We start from the raw sequence: 21,866 nt of genomic DNA, 5'->3' as shown, positions 1-21,866 counted from the left end.
CACGAAGCGGGCGGCGCACCTTCCCGGCGCGCCGCCCGTTCGCGGATGCTGTGCTGCGTCAGACCTTCAGGTACCGGCGGATGGCGATCGACGCCGACGCCGCGGCGAGGAGCACCCCGATCACGATCACCGCGGGGACCACGATGGCCGCGTCCCCCATGCCGATGAACGCCGTGCCGGTGAAGCGCTCCGCCAGGAAGTTCCGGACGAAGAACCAGACCACGGCGGTGATGGCGCCACCGGCCAGGACGGCTCCGATGGCGGCGGCGATCACCCCCTCGAGCACGAACGGTGTCTGGATGAACCGGTTCGATGCACCGACGAGCCGCATGATGCCGAGCTCTCGCCGTCGACTGAACGCCGACAGGCGGATCGTCGTCGCGATGAGCAGCACCGCCGCCACGAGCATGAGCGCCGCGATGCCGATCGCCGTGTACGACGAGGCGTTGAGCAGGTTGAAGATCGGCTGCAGGTACCCGCGTTGATCGACGACGCTCTGCACGCCGGCGACCTTCGACAAGCTCTCGACCAGAACGTCTGCCTGCGACGGGTTCTTCAGGTTCACCCAGAAGGTCTCGTTCAGGTACTCCGGCTTGACGAACTCCGTCGCGGCCGAGTCCTTGAACTGCTCCTTGAACCGGGTGAAGGCCTGGTCCTGGTTCTCGTAGTAGGTCTTCTCGATGTACGGCTTGAGCGTCGACGAGTCGAGCTGCGCCTGGACCTGCTCGCGCTGATCGGCGGTGGCCTTCGCGCCGGTGCAGTTGCCCGTGGTGTCGGTGTCGGTGCACAGGTAGACGGCGACCTGCGCCCGGTCGTACCAGTACCCCTTCATCTGGTTGATCTGCATCTGGAGCAGGATCGCGGTGCCGACGAAGGTCAGGGAGATGAAGGTCACGAGGACGACGGAGACGACCATCGACGCATTGCGCCGCAGGCCCGAGCCGACCTCGGACATGACGAGTCCGAGCCTCATCGGATGAGCCCCGGGATCGTCTGGATGCCGGTGGTGTTGGACACGGTGCCTCGCTGGATCGGGACGGCCTGGGTCTGGTAGCCGCCGGACTGCTCGTCGCGCAGGACGGTGCCGTTCGAGAGCTCGATGACCCGACGCTGCATCTGGTTCACGATGCTGGCGTCGTGCGTCGCCATCAGCACGGTGGTGCCTCCCTGGTTGATGCGTTCGAGGAGCGCCATGATGCCGGCGGACGTGGTGGGGTCCAGGTTCCCGGTGGGCTCGTCGGCCAGCAGGATCGCCGGCTTGTTCACGACGGCGCGGGCGATGGCCACACGCTGCTGCTCACCACCGGAGAGTTCGTTCGGCATGCGGGAGGCCTTGCCGGCGAGACCGACGAGCTTCAGCACGTCGGTCACGGCCTCGCTGATGAAGCCCTTGCTCTTGCCGATGACCTGCAGCGAGAACGCCACGTTGTCGAACACGTTCTTGTTCGGCAGCAGACGGAAGTCCTGGAAGACCACCCCGAGGTTGCGGCGGAAGTACGGGACCTTCCGCGATGCCAGGGACCCGAGGCGCTGCCCGAGCACGTGGATCTGCCCGCTCGTGGGCTTCTCCTCCTTGAGCACGAGGCGCAGGAAGCTGGACTTGCCGGAACCGGACGCGCCCACGAGGAACACGAACTCGCCCTTGAGGATCTCGAGGGTGAGGTTGTCGAGCGCCGGACTCGGGTTGCCCGAGTAGACCTTGGTGACCTGGTCGAATTTGATCATGACCGGATCAGGGTAGGTCGCCCCGCTTGGAAAGCAAGCGAGGCGCGCGGCTCAGGAACCCCTACTCGGCAGCGGATTGCTTGCGCCAGCGGATGCCCGCGTTGATGAAGCCGTCCAGATCGCCGTCGAACACGGCTGAGGGGTTGTTCACCTCGTGCTCCGTCCGGAGGTCCTTGACCATCTGGTACGGCGCCAGGACGTAGGAGCGGATCTGGTCGCCCCAGCTCGCCGTGATGTTGCCGGCGAGTTCCTTCTTCTTCGCGTTCTCCTCTTCCTTCTTCAGGAGGAGCAGGCGCGACTGCAGCACGCGCATGGCGGCCGCACGGTTCTGGATCTGCGACTTCTCGTTCTGCATCGAGACGACGGTGCCGGTCGGGATGTGCGTCAGGCGCACCGCGGAGTCGGTCGTGTTGACGGACTGCCCGCCGGGGCCCGACGAGCGGAACACGTCGACGCGGATGTCGTTCTCGGGGATGTCGATGACGGCGGTCTCCGGCATGAGCGGGATGACCTCGACCGCGGCGAAGGACGTCTGGCGCTTGCCGGCGGCACCGAACGGCGACATCCGCACCAGGCGGTGGGTGCCGGCCTCGACCGACAGCGTGCCGAACGCGTGCGGGGCGTCGATCTCGAACGTCGCGGACTTGATGCCCGCCTCTTCGGCGTACGAGGTGTCCATCACCGTGGTCTTGAAGTTGTGCTGCTCGGCGTACCGGAGGTACATCCGGAGGAGCATCTCGGCGAAGTCCGCCGCGTCGACCCCACCCGCGCCGGCGCGGATCGTGATGACCGCCGGACGGTCGTCGTACTCACCGTCGAGGAGCGTCTGCACCTCGAAGTCGCCGATCATCTTCTGAATCGCCTTGAGCTCGGCGAGCGCTTCGTCGGCGGACTCCTGGTCGTCACCCTCGTTCGCCATCTCGACCAGCACCTCGAGGTCGTCGATGCGCTGCTCGGTGTCGGTGATCTTCTTCAGCTCCGACTGGCGGTGCGAGAGCGCGCTCGTCACCTGCTGCGCGTGGTCGACGTCGTCCCAGAGGTCCTGGGCCCCGGCCTGCTCGCTGAGGTCGGCGATCTCACGCTGCAGGCGGTCGACGTCGACCACCGAGCGGATGTTGCCGAAGGTCTCGCGAAGGGCGGAGAGCTGCTCGGTGAAGTCCAGTTCGACCATGGTCATCGATCCTACCGGCGCGAGTCCGACTCGGCCGACCGGGAGGCCCGGTGCGGGTCCGTCCCGCTGGCGGCGGTGCTCCTCCACTCACCCGCCAAGAGACCATTCAGGACATCCGGGACATCCACTGAACGCATCGCAGGATCGGACAGGTTCTGTACATGTACGATCACCACATGCCAGTCACATCGAAGCGACGTCTCGTCGCCGACGCGCTCCGCGACGAGATCGCGACGGGGCGGTACCGAGCGGGCGAGCGCCTGCCCGGTGAGAACGACCTGGCCGTGCGCTTCGCGGTCAGTCGCGGCACCGTCCGAGCCGCCCTCGCCGACCTCGCCGACGACGAGTACATCGCCACCCGTGGCGGTGTCGGCTCGGTCGTCACCTTCGACGGGGCGTCCCTCGACCCACGCGGTGGCTGGGCACGGTCGATCGCCGCCTCGGGGACCGAGGTGTCGACCCGAACTCTGCGCATCGAGCGGTTCGACGATGCGGAACTGCAAGCCGAGGTCGACGCCGCCGGAGCGACCTTCGTCGCAGTCGATCGGATCCGCGTCGTCGTCGGCGGCAGCCCGGTGTCCCTGGAGCGAAGCGTCGTACCGCACCTGGGACGACTGGCGGCCTCGACCACCGACGGACTCGTCGACGGCTCCCTCACCGCCACGATCGCGGAAACCGGTCTGGTGCCGGCGAGCGCCGAGCAGTGGATCGACGTCGTCCCGCTCGACATCGACGACGCAGCCTTGCTCGACCGCACCGCGGGCACGCCGTTCCTGCGCAGCCGCCGCGTCACACGCACGGCCGAAGGCGCGTTCGTCGAGCGCGTCGACAGTCTCCTCGATCCCGACCGCTTCCGACTGCACATGCGCTTCGGGACCACGTCATGACCCCGCGACAGGACCCCGTGAACCAGCACCCCCTCCGAGACCACGCCCTCGCTGCCCTCACCGGCCTGGCCATCGGTGACGCCCTCGGCATGCCGACCCAGTCGATGTCCCGCGCGCAGATCCTCGCCGACCACGGGGCCATCACCGGATTCGTCGACGCCGGACCGCACCAGCGTATCGCCACCGGCATGCCCGCGGGCACGATCACTGACGACACCGAACAGGCCCTGATGCTCGCCGAGCTGCTGCTCGAGGGCAACGGACGACTGGACCCCGTCCGCTTCGCCGAGGCACTCATCGCCTGGGAGCGCGGGATGGAGGCGAAGGGCTCGCTCGACCTGCTCGGCCCGAGCACGAAGACCGCGGTGCAGCGGATCCTCGCTGGCGTCCCCGCGTCCGAGGCGGGCTCGACCGGCACGACGAACGGGGCCGCCATGCGCATCGCACCGGTTGGTGTCGCGGTGCCGTCGAGTGACCTCGTCCACCTGGTCGACGCCGTCCAGGACGCCAGCCGCGTCACGCACGACACCGGACTCGGCATCGCCGGAGCGAGCGCGATCGCCGCGGCCGTGAGCGCGGGCATCGACGGGGCGACCCGCGCCGGAGCGCTCGACGCCGCGGTCGCCGCCGCCACCGTCGGCGCGGAGCGCGGCCACTGGGTCGCCGGCGCGGACATCGCCGCGAGGACGACGTGGGCACGTGAGCACCTGCCGACCGTGCCTGCGTCCGCGCAGGTCGACACGATCACGCGACTCATCGGCACGAGCGTGGCCAGCCAGGAGTCCGTCGTCGCCGCACTCGCCCTCGTCGCCCTCGACCTCGACCCGTGGCAGACCCTCTGCTCGGCGGCATCACTCGGGGGCGACACCGACACGATCGCCGCGATGGCCGGTGCGGTGCTCGGCGCCGTCCACGGACCCGTCGCCTGGCCCAGCGACGCCGTCGTCACTGTGACCACCGTCAACGACCTCCGGCTCGACCAGGTCGTCGACGGACTCCTCACCCTCCGCACGGGCAGCTGACCCCCCCCCTCCTCCCCCACGCTGGGGCGTCGTCCCGACAGGCCGACGCCCGGTTTCGCGCACCATCCTTCCGACGACGTAAGAGGAACCGAACCATGTCCGACATGCCCACCACCCTCAGCAGCGGCACGCTGACGACGATCGAGCAGCGGGGCATCGAGCCCGTGCCCCGGGAAGAACGAACCGGCACGCCCGGCGCGCTGTTCTGGGTCTGGTTCGCCGCCAACATCTCCATCCTCGGCCTCCCACTCGGTGCGACCCTGGTCGCGTTCCAGGGTCTGACCATCTGGCAGGCGTTGCTCGTCGCGGTCATCGGCGCCGCAGGGTCCTTCGCGGTCGTCGGCGTGATCTCCGTCGCCGGCCGTCGCGGCGGCGCTCCGGGCCTCACGCTCAGTCGAGCGGTGTTCGGCGTCCGTGGCAACATCGGGCCGACGTTCGTGTCACTGCTGTCCCGGCTCGGCTGGGAGACGGTGAACACCACCACGGCGGCGTTCGTGCTGCTGTCGCTGTTCACGATCCTGTTCGGCACGGGCGGTGACGCGAAGGCAAACCCGGTGCTGACGATCGTCGCGATCCTGGTGTTCGTCGTCGCCACGGTGCTCGTCTCCGGCCTCGGGCACGCGTTCATCGTCGCCGTCCAGAAGTGGGCGACGTGGGTGTTCGGCGCGCTCAACGTGTTCGTCGCCGTCTTCCTCGTGCTCCGCGTCGACTGGGGCGTCGTCGGGTCCCAGCCCGCGGGCCCCGTCGCCGCGATGGTCATCGGCATCGGCACCATCGCGGCCGGTACCGGCATCGGATGGGCCACGGCCGGAGCGGACATCGCCCGCTACACCCGCACCTCGTCGAAGGCCGGCGCACTGATCGCGTCGAGCGCCGCCGGTGCGGGCATCCCGCTCGTCGTCCTGGTCGGTCTCGGTGCGCTCGTCTCCGCCGGCGACCCGACCCTGGCGCAGGCCGGCGACCCGGTCGCCGCGATCCGCGACCTGCTGCCCAGCTGGATGGCGATCCCCTACCTCATCGCGGCGTTCGGTGGCCTCCTGCTGTCGAACCACCTGTCTGTGTACTCGGCGAGCCTCACCACGCTGACGCTCGGCATCAAGGTCCCGCGCGTCTGGGCGGTCGCGGTCGACGTGGTCGTCACAACGCTCGGCGCGATGTACTTCATGCTCGTCGCCGACGGCTTCTACGCGCCCTTCATCACGTTCATCTCCGTCCTCGCCGTCCCGATCACCGCGTGGCTCGGCGTCTTCATGGCCGACATGGTGCGGCGACGCTGGTACGACCCTGCCGCGCTCCTCGACCTGCGCGCTGGCGGCCGGTACTGGTACCGCGGCGGTGTCGCCTGGGGCGCCCTCGCCGCCTGGATCGTCGCGATCGTGATCGGCTTCCTGTTCACCGAGGTGCAGGTCGGTGATGCGGACCCCGTCTTCGTCGGTGCGTTCTCCGGAACGTGGATCGGTGCGAACGGCCTCGGCTGGGTCGTCACGTTCATCGTCGCCGCCGCCGTCTACCTGCTGACCGGCGGAGCACGCGGCCGGCTCACCGAGCAAGAGTCGGCCACCGCCACGGACGCCGAGGCGCGCGCCTGATGCCCCGCCTCGTCTCGGTCGGCAACGTCATCGTCGACATCGTCATGCGCATCGACGCGATCCCGGATCCGGGCGGCGACGTCATCGCCTCCGCGTCGGAGATCACCGCGGGCGGCGGCCTGAACACGATGGTCGCCGCCGCCCGGGACGGGCTCGACGTCGCGTTCGGGGGCCAGTACGGCAGCGGGCCGTTCGGCGACGTGGTGCGTCGCGCACTCGCCGCGTCGGGCGTGGACGTCCTGCAATCGGGTCTCGACGACGTCGACAGCGGGTACTGCGTCGCGCTGGTGGACGCATCCACGGAGCGGACGTTCGTCACGAGCGTCGGCGCGGAGGGCCGGCTCGACCGCGCCGCCCTCGACCGGATCACCCTCGTCGCCGACGACACGGTGTTCGTGTCCGGCTACGGCCTCGCGCACGCCGTCAACGGGGAGGCGATCGCCGATTGGCTGCAGACCGTCCCCGACTCCGTCCGCGTCGTCCTGGACCCGTCGCCGTTGGTCAGCACGCTGCCCCCAGCGGTGCTCGGTCCCGTCATGGCGCGTGCGGACGTGGTCAGCGCCAACGGACGGGAGGCGCGGCTCATGGCTCCCACGTCCGCGGGACTCCCCGAGGCGGTCGCCACGATCGCCGCGGCCGCCCGCGGGACCGCCTTGGCCCGCGACGGCGCAGCCGGCTGCTGGGTCGTCGAGCCCGGCCTGGAACCAGTGCTGGTGCCAGGCTTCCAGGTCGCTGCGGTGGACTCGAACGGCGCGGGAGACGCCCACGGCGGAGTGCTCGTGGCTGCGCTGTCCCGAGGTGCGGTCCTCGTCGACGCCGTCCGACGGGCGAACGCCGCGGCAGCCCTCGCGGTCACCAGGAACGGTCCGGCGACAGCACCGACCGCATTTGAGACGGACGCGCTCCTCGCCCAGCTCGCGTGACGCGCCGACACGTATTCCTCGGGGTGGCCGTGCGCTCGGTCGGCTACCCGGGCCTCCGGTGCGACCTGGCGATCGCGTACCGTCGCAGCCGCACACCGCCGCGGCGCTCGGTCGACAGCAGGACGGCGTCGTAGTGCTCCAACACCCCGATGGAGCCGTCGTTGTCATCACGGCAGACGGCGATCACCGGGTCGATCCCGACGCGCGATGCGTGCGCGAGCACCTGGCCCAGCGCCCAGGTCGCCACGCCTCGGCCCCGCGCCGACGGGCGGATCCCGTACCCGACGTGGCCGAACCGCTGCACGCCGGCCGCGTCTCCCGGCGCCCGGAGTGCGGTCCCGCCCAGGACGCGGCCGTCCTCGACGATCCACCAGAGCGCCCCGGGTCTGGCGTGCAGTCGGCCGACCCAGGTGCGGAACCCGTCCTCGTCACCGACGTCGTCGTGGGCGGTGATCCCGAATCCGTCCTCGTGCGCGCCCGGCCCCCACTCGGCATGCGCTTCAGCCCACGCCTCGTACAACGCCGTCTGCGGTCTCACCAACTCGAGCATGTCCAAGTATCACAACGATGCGCGTCGGTGGCGATCCCCTCGTGCGGATTCAAACGGCAGTCGCTTCCGGAGTCGCACGCACGACCCGCACCGACCGTGACCCGTAGAGTCGAGAGACTCTCGACGTCAGGACCCGAACGATGACCAGCCCCCCAACCGACCCAGCCGGAGCCGAGCGCTGGGCAGCCGCCGCCCGGCTCGCCGACGGTCAGAGCGACGACGGGCTCCGCCGTCGCCGGACCCGCGTGTTCGTGTGGCTGGGGGCACTCGTCCTGGTGTCGTGGGCGGTCGGGGTGGTCCTGGCACTGGTGCTGGCGCCGGGCACCGGGAGCAGCCACGCGAGTGGCGGCGATGGCGTGCAGCTGCTCGTCCAGCTCCTGCTGTTGCTGCTCGGGCTGGTCGTCGGCATCGTCGGTTTCGTGTGGGCCTACCGCTCCGGTCACTACGTCACTCGCTGGCGTTCAGTGAGCAGCCCGCTCTCCCGCGCGGAGCAGCGGTCGGTGCGGCGTCAGATCGCCGGCCAGGAGCCGATCGACGACGAGCACGCGGACATCGTCTTCGCGGTGGCCGTGCAGAACCGTCGAGCCACGCTCGGGATCCTGCCGATCTTCGGCGCCGTGATGCTGTTCGCCGCCTCGACAGCGGTGAGCACGGACAGTCTGCCCATCAAGCTGATCGAGCTCGTCGCGTCGTTCACGGTGGTGCTCGGGCTCGTACAACTGGCCCTGCAGTACCGACGAGCCGGGCGGTTCCTCTCGGAGCGCCCAGTCAGCTGACGTCGTCCGGCTGGCCGCCCGCACCGCTCGACCGTCGGCGGCGTCGGCTCCTCAGGACCAGCAGGAGACCGACCAAGGACGCGGCGCTCCCGAGGAACACCCCCGCACCGACCCACGTCGTGACGGACGTGCCGTGCCCGAAGAGCGCGTTGATGAGCATGCCGAGTCCGACGGCCACGCCGCTGAGTAACACCGCGCAGGTCGGTTCGAGCCACGGAGGCGACAGGAGCGACCGTCGGTCGACCGGGAGGCCGCGGTCCAGTCGAGCACGCGCAGCTCGCTCGCGGTCCTGGATCGTGATCCCGATCATCGGCCCCCAGAACGCCACCGTGGCCTGGCTGCCGCCGGGATCGACCAGGAACAGGATCGCCAGCGTCGCCACCGCACCGCCGAGATACCACCAGGGGAAGACCCGACATATTGGGACGGCCCAGCGGCTGTCCCGCCGGGTGCCGTTCCGCGGACGGTGCTCACCGCTGGTCGTGGCCACGGTCAGCGCTCCCGGCGCAGCCCTCGGATGAGCAGGGCGGTGCACACCAGCATGGTGCCGGAGACCAGCACCGCGGCCCCGAGGACGGCCGTCGGCGTACTTCCTGCGGACACGAGCAGCACGATCCCGATGAGCGCGAGCGGAGCACCGACGAGCAGACCCACCAGGTCGGCACTGCCCTGCGGTTTCGGAGTGGTCACGGGCTCAGGCTACCGACGGACGTCCGTCCACGTCGCCGCTGCCGGTGAGCACGTCCGCTATGCCGCCACCTGGCCGAGACCGCGCGACCGCCAGCGCCTGCTCGGCCGAAGCGAGGAGCACCGGATCACTGGCCTGTCTGAGCGCGACGACGAGTGTGAAGTCCTCGACGGCGCGGTCGACGCTCCCGGCTGCGAGCAGCGCCTTGCCCCGGTGTTGCCGCATCACGGCCTCGCGAGTCGTACCGATGCACTCGGCGACGAGGAGGTCGTACTCGCGCACAGCGGTGCGGGTGTCACCCAGGTCACGGTGGCAGTCGGCCCGCAGTGCTCGGACACGCTGCGTCGAGGCAACCCGTTCGAGACGACGAAGCGCATCACCCGCCGTGCCGGTCCACAGCAACTCGATTTCCTCACGGAGTGGGTCGTCTGCCAATCCTGTGCGGAACGCAGCGAGGTCGGTGATGACCGGACGGAGATCGGTGGACCGGATTCGCCATCCGGGGCCGCCCTCGACGTCGTGCGTGGTGGCCCCCCGGGTGTGCGGCGTTCGAGGTCCCGGGATGCACGCCGTCACGGGCGTGCCTTGCGGAACCGAAATCGGAACGGCCGTCGCCGAGCCGCCACGGGCCGAAGCCCGTGCGCCAAGCGCGTCAGCTCCGCTCGCAGTTCCGCATCAACGGTCGGCACCCCGACACCCGGGTGCCGAGGGAACGGATTGCCCTCGACCCCGATCACGGTCAGTGCGGCGTGGGCGTGCCCGGATGCCGATTCCGGGTCTCCGAGCCGGCTCGCGACGCGGGCGCGCGCTGTCAGGTACCGGACGACGCGGTCGCGGAAGAACGCCGTCCTCCGGATCGAGTCCTCGGCGCCGGCGAGCAGCGCGTCCGCCTCGGCGAGCGACGAGGGATCGCCGAGCTGTAGGAGCACCTCGGCCAGGAGGACCTCCGACATGCCGGTGGTGAACGAGTCGGAGCCGCACTCGGCGATCCGCCGGAGGACCCTCCGGTACTCGTCAGCGGCGTCACGCAGACGTCCGGACAACGCCAGTGACATCGCGAGTTCCTCCCCGCCGCCGTTCACGCGCGCCTGCGACCCGCCGACGGCCTCGATCTCCGCCATGAACCGGACGAGCAGCCCCCGACCGACCTCTCGGACGCCCTCGTCTGCGTCGCCCTGCAGGGCGAGGGTCACCCCCTGGATACGGATGTACTCGAGCCTGGACGATCTCGCACGTGCGAGCTTCGCTTCGAACGCCGCAGCGATCTCGTCGTTCCACTCGGTCGAGCGGTACCAGTTGTCGTCCCGCGGCGGTCGGACGCGCGCTGGACGGCGGACGTCCCCTGCGTCCTGTCCGTCTTCCGGCCCCGGCACCACGAGCAGCAGTATGCCCTGGAAGGGGGCCGGCGTCAGCGTCGCAGCCGAGATCGCCGGTGTCCCACCCAGGCGCAAGCCGAATTGACTGCGCCGGAGTCAACCACTACCGCCCGAGCAGCGGCTCCCTCGATGCCATCCCCGCGGCACCGGCCCGTGCGACAGCGTCGGGCAGCGCCGTCAGGAACGCGTCGACGTCGGCATCGGTCGTCGTGTGGCCGAGCGTGATCCGGAGCGCACCACGGGCGTCCTGCTCCGACAGCCCCATCGCGAGCAGCACGTGCGACGCCTCGGGCACACCGGCCTGGCACGCCGACCCGGTCGACACCGCGACCCCGGCGGCGTCGAGCAGGAACAGGAGCGAATCGCCCTCGCAGCCGGGGAACGTGAAGTGGGCGTTGCCCGGCAGCCGGTCGACCGGGTCCCCCATCAGCACCGCAGACGGCACGGCCGCACGGACCCCGGCGACCAGGCGGTCCCGCAGGGCGACGAGCGATGGGTGCGGCATCGGCTCGGCGACGACCGCGCTGGCCGCGACACCGAAGGCCGCAGCCGCCGGGGCGTCCTGCGTCCCGCTCCGCACCTGCCGCTGCTGCCCACCACCGTGGATGAGGGGCTCGACGGTGGCCTTCCGCCCGAGCACGAGCGCGCCGATGCCGACGGGGCCGCCGATCTTGTGCGCGGAGACGCTGAGGGCGTCGAGGCCGGACCCGGCGAACGACACCGGCACCTGCCCGTAGGCGGCGACCGCGTCGCTGTGCACGGGCACGCCGGCGGCGTGGGCGAGCTCGACGATCCGTGACACGGGCTGGATGGTGCCCACCTCGTTGTTCGCCCACAGGAACGTGACCAGGGCGACGTCCGAGGCGTCGGCGAGCCGCGCCTCCAGTCCGGCGAGGTCGACGCGACCCTGCGCGTCCAACGGGACCACGTCGATGACGGCGCCCTCGTGCGTCTCCAGCCAGGTCAGGGTGTCGACGGTGGCGTGGTGCTCGCCGCCCGGGACGACGATGCGGGGCCGCTGGCGGTCGCGCTGGCGAGCCCAGAACAGGCCCTTCACGGCGAGGTTGATGCTCTCGGTGCCGCCGGAGGTGAACACGACCTCCACCGGATCGGCGTCGAGCGAGCGGGCGACGGCGGCGCGGCCGTCCTCGAGCAGCATCTTGGCGCGCTGACCGGCGCTGTGGATGGACGACGGGTTGCCGACGGCGCCCAGGGCATCGGTGAAGGCGGCGAGCGCCTCCGGCAGGATCGGCGTCGTCGCGGCGTGGTCGAGGTAGACCGACAAATGCACCCCCTGGATCGAGCAGTGTCCAGGATACGCGCCGGTCCTCGTACCCTTGTCGCGTGCACGAGACAGCGATCGACCTGACGCCGGGGTTCTCCCTGGGCGGGACCGTCCCCCGGTTCACCCTGCGGTCCGCGACGGCGACGGGCGTCGTCCTGGTCGTGGCGAGCGCGGGGAGCGCCGACGGAGCCGACCCCTCCGACGTGCGGCCGACGCGGTACGCGCTCGAGCGGGTGCCGGACACGGACGTGTGGACCGGCGAGGTCCCCGGGGTCGTGCCCGGCGACCGCTACCACCTGCTCGTCGACGGGCCGGTCGGCCCGCGGCACGAGTTCGACCCGACGCGTCCGTTGCTCGACCCGTACGCGCGGGGCATCCTGCCGACCGGCGACGACGAAGCGGTCGGCCCCCGCTGGACCAGCGTGGTCGTCGACGACGCGTTCGACTGGGGCGGCGTCGTGAAGCCGCAGGTCCCGCTCGACCGTGCCGTCGTCTACGAGGCGAACGTCCGCACCCTGACGGCCGCGAACCCGCACCTGCCGGAGCACCTGCGCGGCACGTACGCCGGGGTCGCCCACGAAAGCACGATCGCGCACCTGCACCGCATCGGCGTCACGACGCTCGAACTGCTGCCCGTGCAGGCGTTCGACACCGAGCGGTGGCTCCGCGACGCCGGCCGGCAGAACGCCTGGGGCTACAACACGCTCGGGTTCTTCGCCCCGCACGCCGCGCACGCCTCGGCACCGGCGCAGCAGGAGGGCGCCGACGCCGTCCTGCGCGAGTTCAAGGGCATGGTCCGGCTGCTGCACGAGGCCGGCATCCAGGTCGTCCTCGACGTCGTCTACAACCACACCGCGGAAGAGGGCCTGGGTGGTCCGACGACGAGCCTGCGCGGCATCGACGGCGCGAACCGCTACCGCTGGGCGCAGACCGACCCTCCCCGTCGTGACACCTACTACGACACCACCGGGTGCGGGAACACGCTCGACACCTCGGTCGAGGCGACGGCGGACCTCATCGTCGACAGCCTGGTGTACTGGGCGCGCGAGGTGCAGGTCGACGGGTTCCGCTTCGACCTGATGGCCGCCCTGGCCCGCGACGGCGAACACCGGTTCGACCCGTCGCACCCACTGCTCGAGCGCATCCGGAACCACCCCGACCTGCAGGACACCCTGGTGATCGCCGAGCCGTGGGACGTCGGCCCGGACGGCTGGAAGACCGGGGAGTTCGGCGCAGCCGGGCACCGCACGAGCGAGTGGAACGACGGGTTCCGCAACACGGTCCGCCAGTTCTGGCTCACCGACATCGCCGAGGAGCGCCGCACCGGCCTGCCGCAGACCGGGATCGGCGCGCTCGCCGGAGCCCTGACCGGGTCGCGTCACCTCTTCGGCGCCGACCGCGGCCCGCTGGCGAGCGTCAACTTCGTCACCGCGCACGACGGCTTCACCCTGCTCGACCTGGTGTCGTACGACGGCAAGCACAACGAGGCCAACGGCGAGGACAACCGCGACGGCTCGAACGACAACCGCTCGTTCAACCACGGCATCGAGGGCGACACCGCCGACCGCGGGGTCCGCGCCGCGCGCGGCCGGTCGATGCGCAACCTGGTGGCGACCCTGATGCTCTCCGCCGGGGTGCCGATGCTCACCGCCGGCGACGAGCGGAGCCGCACGCAGCACGGCAACAACAACGCCTACGTGGTGTCCGACGACCTGACCGCGGTGGACTGGTCCGACGACGAGGACGCCGAGACGATGACCGAGGCCGTCGCCGCGCTGGCCCGGTTCCGGCAGGCGCACCCGTCGCTCCGCCCCACCCGCTTCGGCGTCGAGGGGCAGGAGACCCCCGGGGCCTCGCGGATGTCCTGGTACGGGCCGGACGGGCACCCGATGACGATCGAGGGCTGGGACCAGCCGGTGCACCGCGCCCTGCAGTACTTCGTCGAGTCGACGCCGGAGCACGAGCCCTTCGACCGCGTCCTGGTGGTCGTGCACGGCAGCGGCCGCACCCGCGACCTGACCCTGCCGGTACGCGAGGACGTCCTCGGGTACCGCCTGGCCTGGTCGAGCGAGAAGCACCGCGACCACGAGCGCCTCCGTCCCGCCGGGCAGGTCTTCACCGCCTACGGCCCCGGCATCCACCTGTTCGAGGTGGCGTAGCGCCGAGCAGGCGGGTGCGGCCCAGCGTCGCGACCGAGTGGCGGACGGGAGGCCCGTGGCGGCCCCGCCACGGGCCTCCCGTCCGGTCCTCAACAGGCTCCACGGCGCGCCCGGCCCTCCACAGCGGGCCGATTCCGGGGAACGCGGAGCCGCTCGCCGGGTAGCGTCGCTTCCGTGGCCACCGCAGACCGACCCCGCCGCCCGAAGATCGGGCGCATCCCGATCACCGAGCTCGCCCCGAGGACGCCGAACGGTTTCCCCGGCAAGGCATTCGACGGCGAGGTGATCACGTTCGGTGCAACCGTCTTCCGAGAAGGACACGGCATCATCGGCGCCGACCTCGTCCTCGAACGCCCAGACGGTGGAACCCGCACCGTCCCCATGACCCTCGGTGCCCCCGGCACCGACCGCTACGAAGCCACGGTGCAGGTCGACCACGTCGGCGTCTGGACGTGGCACGTCGAGTCGTACTCCGACGACTGGGCGAGCTGGCTCCACGGCGCACGCCTGAAGATCGCGGCCGGCGTCGACACCGAGGCGACCCTGCTCGACGGTGCCGTGCTGCTCGACCGGCTGGCCGAGGAGACCGACTCCCCCGCCGCGACCCGTGCCGCCGCACGTGTCCGCGACACCGACCTCGACCCGGCCGAACGCCTGGCCGCCGTCGACGACCCGCGGATCGTCGCCGAGGTCGAGGAAGCCCCGCTCACCTCGCTCCGGACCCACTCCGCCACCCAGCTGCTCGACGTCGAACGCACCCGCGCCGGCGTCGGTGCCTGGTACGAGTTCTTCCCCCGCTCCGAAGGTGCGAAGAAGAACCCCGACGGCTCCTGGAAGAGCGGCGACTTCCGCACCGCGGCCCGACGGCTGCCCGCCGTCGCCCGGATGGGCTTCGACGTCATCTACCTGCCGCCGATCCACCCCATCGGCACCACCGCCCGCAAGGGGCCGAACAACACGCTCACGCCCGGGCCGAACGACCCCGGCAGCCCCTGGGCGATCGGCTCCCCCGCGGGCGGGCACGACGCGATCCACCCCGACCTCGGCACCGAGGACGACTTCCGCGACTTCGTCGAGACGGCGAAGAACACCGGCATGGAGGTCGCGCTCGACTTCGCGCTGCAGTGCTCCCCCGACCACCCCTGGGTCACCCAGCACCCGGAGTGGTTCACGCAGCGGGCCGACGGCTCCATCGCGACCGCCGAGAACCCGCCGAAGCGCTACCAGGACATCTACCCGATCCAGTTCGACACCGACCCCGAGGGCCTGGTCACCGAGGTCGAGCGTGTCCTGCGCCACTGGATCGACTTCGGCATCCGGATCTTCCGCGTCGACAACCCGCACACCAAGCCGCTCTGGTTCTGGGAACGCGTCATCCGTGAGATCCGCGACGAGCACCCCGACACCGTGTTCCTCGCCGAGGCGTTCACCCGCCCGGCGATGATGCGCGCGCTCGCCGAGGCCGGGTTCCAGCAGTCGTACTCGTACTTCACCTGGCGCAACACGAAGGACGAGATCGAGGACTACTTCACGGAGCTCTCGCACGAGACGAGCGACTACCTGCGCCCGAACCTCTTCGTGAACACGCCCGACATCCTCACCGAGTACCTGCAGTTCGGCGGCCGTGCCGGCTACAAGGTGCGCGCGGCACTCGCCGCCACCGGTGCGCCGACGTGGGGCATGTACGCCGGGTACGAGCTGTTCGAGGACGTCGCCCGTCCGGGCTCGGAAGAGAACATCGACAACGAGAAGTACGAGTACAAGCCGCGCGACTTCGCCCTGGCCGAGGCCGAGGGTGCGTCCCTGGCGCCGTACGTGACGATGCTCAACCGCCTCCGTGCGGCGCACCCCGCGCTGCGACAGCTGCGGAACCTGCACGTGCACGCCGCCGACGACCCGGCGATCGTCGTCTACTCGAAGCACCTGTCGGGCGAGTACATCCGGTCAGGGCGCCCCGACACCGTGATCGTGGTCGCCAACGTCGACCCGCACTCCGCCCGTGAGACCACCGTGCACCTGGACCTCGCCGCACTCGGTCTGCCGACCGAGGGCCTGTTCGACGTCCGTGACGTCGTGACCGGTCAGCGCTGGACCTGGGGCGCGTCGAACTACGTCCGCCTGGACGCGTTCCAGGAGCCCGTGCACCTGCTCGTCGTGGAAGGACCCCACCGATGACCCCCGAACCGACCGACCCCACGAAGCGCGGACCGGCCGTCCCGCCGGTGCCGCCTCCGCCGCCGGCCGTGCCGCGGTACGAGCCGAAGGTGTCCGCGCCCGACGAGGACCTGCCCGGCGCTCCGCCGGCGCAGCGCGAGGCGCCCGACCGCGGCGTGGCGGAGTCCGCCACGCTCGCCGGGCACCCCGCCGACCCGACGCACCCGCGGCAGCCGCCCGTCGCAGCCGCCTCGACTTCCGACTCCCCGACGGCCCCGACCGGCGGCGCTGCACCCGTGGTCCGTCCGGCCTCCGTCGACGCGCCGGTCGCCCCCAGCGCCGCTGCTTCGGTGCCGGCTGCTGCCTCGGCTCCGGTCGCCACCGGTGCGGCCACGGCTCCGCGTCCGGCTCCGATCGAGGACTGGCTGCGTCTGCAGGTGGCAGAGGGCCGCTGGTCCCAGCCGCACGACGTGCTCGGCCCGCACCCGGTCGACGGTGGCACCAGCGTCCGCGTCGTCCGGCACCTGGCCCGCGCGGTGCGCCTCGTGCGCCCCGACGGCGACGACATCGAACTCACGCACGAGGGCGACGGGCTCTGGGCCGGCGCCACTGCCGAGACCCTCGGTCGCTACCGCGTCGAGTCGGAGTACGACTACGACGAGTCCACGGACGAAGACGACGCCACCTGGACCACCGACGACGCGTACCGGTTCGCCCCGACGCTCGGCGAGCTCGACCTGCACCTGTTCGGTGAGGGCCGTGACGAGCAGCTCTGGCACCACCTCGGCGCACACGCCCGCACGGTCGACGGTGTCGACGGTGTCGCGTTCGCCGTCTGGGCGCCCAGGGCCACCGCCGTCCGCGTGATCGGCGACTTCGAGGGCTGGGAAGGCCGCACCACCGCGATGCGCCGTCTGAGCGACCTCGGCGTCTGGGAGCTGTTCTGGCCCGGCGCCGTCGTCGGGCAGCGCTACAAGTTCCAGATCCTCACCGACTCCGGCTGGGTGGAGCGGGCCGACCCCTTCGCCCGCGAGGCCGAGATCGCGCCCGCCACGGCCTCCGTCATCACCGAGTCCACGTACACGTGGTCCGAGGGCGACGCCGCGTGGATGGAGCGCCGCGCACAGACCACCACGCACGACGCCCCGATGAGCGTCTACGAGGTGCACCTCGGCTCGTGGCGCCCCGGCCTGTCGTACCGCGAGGTCGCCGACCAGCTCATCGGGCACATGGAGTACACCGGCTTCACGCACGTGGAGTTCCTGCCGCTCGCCGAGCACCCGTTCGGCGGCTCGTGGGGCTACCAGGTCACCGGGTACTACGCGCCGACCGCGCGCTTCGGTTCGCCGGACGACCTGCGCTACCTGATCGACCGCCTGCACTCCGCGGGCATCGGCGTGATCATGGACTGGGTCCCCGGGCACTTCCCGAAGGACGAATGGGCCCTCGGTCGCTTCGACGGCTACGCGCTGTTCGAGCACCCGGACCCCCGCCGCGGCGAGCAGCTCGACTGGGGCACCTACGTGTTCGACTTCGGGCAGCCGCAGGTGCGCAACTTCCTGGTCGCGAACGCGCTGTACTGGTTCGAGGAGTTCCACATCGACGGCCTGCGGGTCGACGCGGTGGCCTCGATGCTGTACCTCGACTACTCCCGCACCGACTGGCTGCCGAACATCCACGGCGGCCGCGAGAACCTCGACGCGATCTCGTTCCTGCAGGAGACGAACGCGACGGCGTACAAGCGCTATCCCGGCATCGTGATGATCGCGGAGGAGAGCACTTCGTGGCCGGGCGTGACCCAGCCGACGAGCGCCGGCGGACTCGGCTTCGGGCAGAAGTGGAACATGGGCTGGATGCATGACTCGCTCGAGTACGTGCAGCGCGACCCCGCGTACCGCAGCTACCACCACGACGAGATCACGTTCTCGTTCGTCTACGCGTTCAGCGAGCAGTTCACGCTGCCGATCAGCCACGACGAGGTCGTGCACGGTAAAGGCTCCCTGTACGGCAAGATGCCCGGCGACGAGTGGCAGAAGCTCGCCAACGTGCGCGCCTACCTGGCGTTCATGTGGGCGCACCCCGGCAAGCAGCTGCTCTTCATGGGCCAGGAGTTCGCCCAGCCCGCCGAGTGGTCCGAGGCGAAGGGCCTCGACTGGTGGCTCCTCGACCAGCCCGGCCACCGCGGTGTGCAGGACCTCGTCGCGGAGCTGAACCGCGTGTACAAGGACTCCCCGGCGCTCTGGACACACGACTCGACGGCCGACGGCTTCGAGTGGCTCGAGGGTGGCGACGCACCGCACTCGACCCTCGGGTTCCTGCGGAAGGACGGCGACGACCGGGTCGCGGTGTTCGTGAACTTCTCCGGCGTGCCGGTGGAGCGTCGCTTCGGGCTGCCGACCGCCGGCGAGTGGCACGAGGTCCTCAACACCGATGCTGCCGAGTACGGCGGCTCAGGAGTCGGCAACCTCGGCGTCGTCACCGCAGAGGACACCCCGTGGGCGGGCCGCCCGGCCTCGGCACACCTCGTGGTGCCGCCGCTCGGTGCCGTCTGGCTGAAGCTCGCCCAGTAGCCCGGCCAGCGTCCGCGACGCGACCGACGGACAGACGGGAGGCCCGGTGCCAGCTGGCACCGGGCCTCCCGTCTGTCTCATCCCGGGTCTAGTACAGGGCGTTCGCCAGGCGGCGACGCGCCGCGACGACGCGCGGGTCCTCGCTGCCGATGAGCTCGAAGTACTCGACGAGCCGGACGCGCAGGGCCTCACGGTCCTCGCCGAACACCGTCGGCACCAGGTCCAGGAGACGTCCGAAGGCGTCGTCGACGTGCCCGCCGGAGATGTCGAGGTCGGCGACCGCGAGCTGTGCATGGACGTCCTGGGGGCCCGCGGCTGCTGCCGCACGGATCTCGTCGGCCGTCCGGCCGTTCAGCCGGTCGAGCAGCGACACCTGTGCGAGTCCCGCGACGGCCATCTGGTCGTGCGGGTCCTGCAGGATGGCGGTCTTGTACTCCTCGATCGCGGTGGCGTAGTCGCCCTGCTCGATCGCGTCGTACGCGGCCTGGTGGTGCGGCGGGAGCGGCTCCGGCTCCGGTTCGCCCTGCTCAGCGTCGACCTCGGTCGCAGCGCCGTCGACGGTCACGCGACCGGCCACGCCGTTCTGCTCGGCGGCCTGGAGCACCTGCTCGTAGACGTCGCGGACCTGCGCCTCGGGCAGTGCCCCGACGAAGAGCCCGAGCGGGCGTCCGCCGATCACGGCTGCGACGGTCGGGATCGACTGCGCCTGGAACGCCTGCACGAGCTGGGGGTTCGTGTCGGCGTCCACCTTGGCGAGCACCACGCGGCCGTCGTACTCCGCGGTGAGCTGCTCGAGGATCGGCGAGAGCTGCTTGCACGGCCCGCACCACTCGGCCCAGATGTCCACGATGACCGGGACGACGTTCGACAGCTCCAGGACGTCCTGGAACGTCGCGTCCGTGACGTCGATCACGAGCGACGGGACGGTCAGGTCGGCACCGTTCCCGGCGCCGGCCTCGGTGCCGGGAACGGCTCCGCCGGCGGAACCCGCCGGGGCGGGAGCACCGGACGGCTGGGGCGGCCGCTGTGCGCGGTCGACGAGGGACGACAGGTCCACGGCTCCGCGGAGCCCGGACGGGGTCGGGGGGATGTTGCTCATTGCACCTCACTCGCTGCGGTCAGGCCCTGTGTGAACCCGAGCAGGACCACTTTGCCATCCGAGGCGACCGGCGGCACGTAGAAGAGCAGCTGGACGCTGTAGGTCGCGCTGATGCCCTTCTTGCTCGTGTCCACGCCGGACAGTGCCTTGACGGCACCCTCGGTGTTCACCTCGGCGCCCGACGCGGTCGGGGTCACCTTCTCGATCTCGTCCAGGTCCGCGGAGACCAGGGCGCCGGCGTCGTCGGTCGCGATCGCGACCGCGGAGTCGGCGGGCACCTCGGACGAGTACTCGATCTTCGCCGTGTCCGGCAGGGCCTTGGCCTTCTTGTCCTTGTACGCCTTGCCGATGGTGGTGCGGAGCGCATCGCCCTCGGTCGCGAACAGGTCGGCGTACTCGCTGGCGGTGTCCTTCGACAGGATGTCGCCGTAGGCGGTCGCGACCTGGTCGGGCTGGATCGTCAGGAGCTTCGACTCCGGCGCGAGCAGGGCGGCACCGATCGTCGTCGGGGCGAGGCTCGGGATCTTCGCGTCGGCCTCGAGCGAGACGTCGTACGCCACCTTGTAGGGATCGCGGGCGGTGTCCTGCACCAGGGTCAGGGCCTGCGGCGCAGACTTGGCGTCACAGTCCTCGGCGACGATCGTGAAGACCGTTCGGGGCCAGGTGTCGGTCTGCTGCGGCAGCGCGACGCACACCTGCGCGGCCGAGATCGCCGGCGGTGCCTTGACGTCCGAGTCCTTGCCGCGGATCGAGTAGTTCGCCAGACGGAGGTCGAGCGCCGCTCCGGAGAACCGGGTCCGGACCAGGTCACGGTCGCGCGCCCCGTCGGCCTGCTCGGCGACGGCGGCGGTGCGCTGCACGATGCGGGTGATCTGCTGCTTGGTCGCAGCCGTCGGCTCGGTCGTCTCCGCAGCCCCCGTGGCGGTGGCCGTCGGGGTCGGCGTGGCGAGCGACGGGTCGCCGCCCTGCGGCCAGTAGTCCGAGGAACAGCCGGCCAGGGTCAGGGCACCGACGAGCAGCACCGGGACGCCGACGAGGGCGCGCGTGCCGCGACGACCGCGGCGCGGTACCTGCGCTCCGGCGGCGGCGGCTCGACGGGACGCACGCACCCGCGGCGGGCGGCTGCCACCACTGCGACGGCGGGGACCGCGGCCACGGCGCTGGTGCAGGAAGGCGAGGACGAGCAGCACGAGGCCTCCGAGGACGAACACGCCGCCGGCCACGAGCAGCGGACCGACCGCCGGCGTCGCGGTGTCCTGCGGCCAGGTGACGGACACGTCGCTCGGCGCCGCGGCCTTGCCGTCGCTCACGACGAGGACCGAGACGTCCTGCGGCAGGCGGACGGTGAACTGTCCGGCACCGTCGTACTCCTGGTACCAGAGGTCGCTGCCCTTCGGCGACGGGACGCTGGTCTCGCTGCCCGAGGTCGACCCGACCAGCGAGCCCTTCTCGGCGTCGAAGCGGAGCGTGGTGTGCTCGGCGTCACCGATCCAGGCGTCGACGTCGGCGGTCTTGCCGTAGGCAGCGAAGACCTTGCCGGAGCCGGACACGTTGATGCGCTGGTAGCCGGGGTTGGCGTTGAGCGTCGTCCCCGGGATCACGGTCACCGGGGCGGAACTGGTCATCGAGCTCTCGGCCACGAGCGAGGACGGCGGCGCGAACACGGTCCGCTGTCCCACCGCCAGCGCCACGAGCAGCAGACCGATGACGAAACTGACGATCGCCAGGACGAATCGCACGAACTCTCTCCCTACCGCGCCGGGGTGGGGATGTCGGCGCGCGAATCAGCGACTCAGGATAGCGAGCAACGCTGGACAGCGCATCAATCCGCGCTGTCGCCGGACTCAGACGACCCGCTCCGGCCGCCACTACAATCGACCGCGGGCCGATCC

General features: G+C 71.1%; 19 protein-coding genes. 8 read left to right on the top strand and 11 right to left on the bottom strand.

Annotated features, from left to right (window positions below; genetic code table 11):
* Nucleotides 1–58: 58 nt before the first annotated feature.
* The 3 genes from ftsX to prfB form a co-directional block, all read right to left on the bottom strand.
* Entirely contained in the window at nt 59–973 is a 915-nt protein-coding gene (gene ftsX, locus HP445_RS10855) for a permease-like cell division protein FtsX (RefSeq protein ID WP_027465852.1), read from the bottom strand.
* Nucleotides 970–1,725 (bottom strand): cell division ATP-binding protein FtsE, encoded by a 756-nt coding sequence (gene ftsE / locus HP445_RS10850; protein WP_128780053.1) that lies wholly within the window; start codon nt 1,723–1,725, stop codon nt 970–972. Before ftsE ends, ftsX begins: the two co-directional genes overlap by 4 nt.
* A 61-nt stretch (nt 1,726–1,786) precedes the next feature.
* Nucleotides 1,787–2,896 carry a peptide chain release factor 2 gene (gene prfB, locus HP445_RS10845; protein ID WP_071244840.1) on the bottom strand — a complete coding sequence of 370 codons (1,110 nt, stop codon included), beginning with the start codon at nt 2,894–2,896 and terminating at the stop codon, nt 1,787–1,789.
* A gap of 176 nt (nt 2,897–3,072) precedes the next feature.
* On the opposite strand from prfB, the gene HP445_RS10840 reads away from it, so the two are divergent.
* From HP445_RS10840 to HP445_RS10825, 4 genes are all read left to right on the top strand, one after another.
* Nucleotides 3,073–3,783 (top strand): GntR family transcriptional regulator, encoded by a 711-nt coding sequence (locus HP445_RS10840; RefSeq protein ID WP_217499880.1) that lies wholly within the window; start codon nt 3,073–3,075, stop codon nt 3,781–3,783.
* A complete protein-coding gene (locus HP445_RS10835; RefSeq protein WP_164941127.1) occupies nt 3,780–4,805 on the top strand; it encodes an ADP-ribosylglycohydrolase family protein in 1,026 nt (341 codons plus the stop codon). Before HP445_RS10840 ends, HP445_RS10835 begins: the two co-directional genes overlap by 4 nt.
* Nucleotides 4,806–4,909: 104 nt before the next feature.
* The gene (locus HP445_RS10830) at nt 4,910–6,394 is read left to right on the top strand and encodes a purine-cytosine permease family protein (RefSeq protein WP_241660366.1); all 1,485 of its coding nucleotides are present in this window, start codon (nt 4,910–4,912) and stop codon (nt 6,392–6,394) included.
* Complete coding sequence (locus HP445_RS10825; protein ID WP_128780056.1) at nt 6,394–7,317, top strand: PfkB family carbohydrate kinase; 924 nt, start codon at nt 6,394–6,396, stop codon at nt 7,315–7,317. The genes HP445_RS10830 and HP445_RS10825 overlap by 1 nt, the downstream gene beginning before the upstream one ends.
* Nucleotides 7,318–7,360: 43 nt before the next feature.
* Here HP445_RS10825 and HP445_RS10820 read toward each other — a convergent pair whose 3' ends face one another.
* Nucleotides 7,361–7,855, bottom strand: coding sequence for a GNAT family N-acetyltransferase (locus HP445_RS10820; protein ID WP_206647587.1), 495 nt, complete (start codon nt 7,853–7,855; stop codon nt 7,361–7,363).
* A gap of 152 nt (nt 7,856–8,007) precedes the next feature.
* Between HP445_RS10820 and HP445_RS10815 the strand changes: the two genes are divergently transcribed.
* On the top strand, nt 8,008–8,643 hold the full coding sequence (locus tag HP445_RS10815; protein WP_128780058.1) for a hypothetical protein: 636 nt from the start codon (nt 8,008–8,010) through the stop codon (nt 8,641–8,643).
* On the opposite strand, the gene HP445_RS10810 is transcribed toward HP445_RS10815, so the two are convergent.
* The 5 genes from HP445_RS10810 to HP445_RS10790 form a co-directional block, all read right to left on the bottom strand.
* A complete protein-coding gene (locus HP445_RS10810) occupies nt 8,636–9,133 on the bottom strand; it encodes a hypothetical protein (protein ID WP_128780059.1) in 498 nt (165 codons plus the stop codon). The two genes, HP445_RS10815 and HP445_RS10810, sit on opposite strands and share 8 nt — an antisense overlap.
* A 2-nt stretch (nt 9,134–9,135) precedes the next feature.
* Nucleotides 9,136–9,333, bottom strand: a complete 198-nt coding sequence (locus HP445_RS10805; RefSeq protein WP_128780060.1) for a hypothetical protein — start codon at nt 9,331–9,333, stop codon at nt 9,136–9,138.
* 4 nt (nt 9,334–9,337) lie between these two features.
* Nucleotides 9,338–9,613 (bottom strand): hypothetical protein, encoded by a 276-nt coding sequence (locus HP445_RS18355; RefSeq protein ID WP_217499879.1) that lies wholly within the window; start codon nt 9,611–9,613, stop codon nt 9,338–9,340.
* Between the two features lie 290 nt (nt 9,614–9,903).
* A complete protein-coding gene (locus HP445_RS10795; protein ID WP_128780061.1) occupies nt 9,904–10,782 on the bottom strand; it encodes a hypothetical protein in 879 nt (292 codons plus the stop codon).
* 28 nt (nt 10,783–10,810) lie between these two features.
* Complete coding sequence (locus tag HP445_RS10790; protein WP_128780062.1) at nt 10,811–11,992, bottom strand: cysteine desulfurase family protein; 1,182 nt, start codon at nt 11,990–11,992, stop codon at nt 10,811–10,813.
* A gap of 59 nt (nt 11,993–12,051) precedes the next feature.
* Here HP445_RS10790 and HP445_RS10785 point away from each other — a divergent pair, with 59 nt between their 5' ends.
* From HP445_RS10785 to glgB, 3 genes are all read left to right on the top strand, one after another.
* Nucleotides 12,052–14,151 carry a glycogen debranching protein gene (locus HP445_RS10785; RefSeq protein ID WP_128780063.1) on the top strand — a complete coding sequence of 700 codons (2,100 nt, stop codon included), beginning with the start codon at nt 12,052–12,054 and terminating at the stop codon, nt 14,149–14,151.
* 174 nt (nt 14,152–14,325) lie between these two features.
* Nucleotides 14,326–16,326 carry an alpha-1,4-glucan--maltose-1-phosphate maltosyltransferase gene (locus HP445_RS10780; protein WP_175330809.1) on the top strand — a complete coding sequence of 667 codons (2,001 nt, stop codon included), beginning with the start codon at nt 14,326–14,328 and terminating at the stop codon, nt 16,324–16,326.
* Nucleotides 16,323–18,875 carry a 1,4-alpha-glucan branching protein GlgB gene (gene glgB, locus HP445_RS10775; protein WP_128780064.1) on the top strand — a complete coding sequence of 851 codons (2,553 nt, stop codon included), beginning with the start codon at nt 16,323–16,325 and terminating at the stop codon, nt 18,873–18,875. The genes HP445_RS10780 and glgB overlap by 4 nt, the downstream gene beginning before the upstream one ends.
* Nucleotides 18,876–18,963: 88 nt before the next feature.
* Here the strand turns inward: glgB and HP445_RS10770 are convergent, their stop codons facing one another.
* Both HP445_RS10770 and HP445_RS10765 read right to left on the bottom strand, forming a co-directional pair.
* Nucleotides 18,964–19,974 (bottom strand): tetratricopeptide repeat protein, encoded by a 1,011-nt coding sequence (locus tag HP445_RS10770; protein ID WP_128780065.1) that lies wholly within the window; start codon nt 19,972–19,974, stop codon nt 18,964–18,966.
* Nucleotides 19,971–21,713 (bottom strand): DUF8094 domain-containing protein, encoded by a 1,743-nt coding sequence (locus tag HP445_RS10765; protein WP_128780066.1) that lies wholly within the window; start codon nt 21,711–21,713, stop codon nt 19,971–19,973. Before HP445_RS10765 ends, HP445_RS10770 begins: the two co-directional genes overlap by 4 nt.
* Nucleotides 21,714–21,866 lie beyond the last annotated feature (153 nt).

It is taken from the genome of Curtobacterium flaccumfaciens, from assembly GCF_013359815.1.
Taxonomy (GTDB): domain Bacteria; phylum Actinomycetota; class Actinomycetes; order Actinomycetales; family Microbacteriaceae; genus Curtobacterium; species Curtobacterium flaccumfaciens.
The sequence above is the reverse complement of the archived record's forward strand: the minus strand, read 5'-3'. Positions and strand labels throughout refer to the sequence as shown.

Bases quoted from the DNA above. Each gene is read 5' to 3' on its own strand.
- HP445_RS10835 (WP_164941127.1), top strand. From the start codon at position 3,780: ATGACCCCGCGACAGGACCCCGTGAACCAGCACCCCCTCCGAGACCAC.
- HP445_RS10770 (WP_128780065.1), bottom strand. From the start codon at position 19,974: ATGAGCAACATCCCCCCGACCCCGTCCGGGCTCCGCGGAGCCGTGGAC.
- HP445_RS10830 (WP_241660366.1), top strand. From the start codon at position 4,910: ATGCCCACCACCCTCAGCAGCGGCACGCTGACGACGATCGAGCAGCGG.
- ftsX (WP_027465852.1), bottom strand. From the start codon at position 973: ATGAGGCTCGGACTCGTCATGTCCGAGGTCGGCTCGGGCCTGCGGCGC.
- ftsE (WP_128780053.1), bottom strand. From the start codon at position 1,725: ATGATCAAATTCGACCAGGTCACCAAGGTCTACTCGGGCAACCCGAGT.
- HP445_RS10815 (WP_128780058.1), top strand. From the start codon at position 8,008: ATGACCAGCCCCCCAACCGACCCAGCCGGAGCCGAGCGCTGGGCAGCC.
- prfB (WP_071244840.1), bottom strand. From the start codon at position 2,896: ATGGTCGAACTGGACTTCACCGAGCAGCTCTCCGCCCTTCGCGAGACC.
- glgB (WP_128780064.1), top strand. From the start codon at position 16,323: ATGACCCCCGAACCGACCGACCCCACGAAGCGCGGACCGGCCGTCCCG.
- HP445_RS10840 (WP_217499880.1), top strand. From the start codon at position 3,073: ATGCCAGTCACATCGAAGCGACGTCTCGTCGCCGACGCGCTCCGCGAC.
- HP445_RS10825 (WP_128780056.1), top strand. From the start codon at position 6,394: ATGCCCCGCCTCGTCTCGGTCGGCAACGTCATCGTCGACATCGTCATG.